Genomic DNA, 299 nt, shown 5'->3' on the forward strand with positions numbered 1-299 from the left:
TCGGTGTTGTACTCGGCACCGGTACCGAAATGCACCGCAGACTTGCACCAGGCGGCGGCGGTCTTGGTGGTGACAGCCGGATCGCCAGCGCTGGCCGAGTCCAGTTTTTCGTATGCCAACCACTTGAAGCCCAACCAGTTGCCGGACACCGCACCTTCCTGCAGCATTTTCACCGCCATGTAGTCGGCGCTGGTCAGGGTGGTGTCGCTCAGGATCTGCGTGAGCATGTCGGCGTTGTAAGTGATGAACAGCTCTTCGCCGTTCTGTTCGTCGCACTCGTTGCGGCGGAACATGGCCTT

General features: G+C 60.2%; 1 protein-coding gene. It reads right to left on the bottom strand.

The features are described 5' to 3' along the window. A partial coding sequence (locus J0A68_RS22625) for a phage capsid protein (protein WP_236025728.1) occupies nucleotides 1-293 on the bottom strand: 293 nt, incomplete at its 3' end. Nucleotides 294-299: the final 6 nt, after the last annotated feature.

Source organism: Algoriphagus oliviformis, assembly GCF_017254915.1.
Lineage (GTDB): Bacteria > Bacteroidota > Bacteroidia > Cytophagales > Cyclobacteriaceae > Algoriphagus > Algoriphagus oliviformis.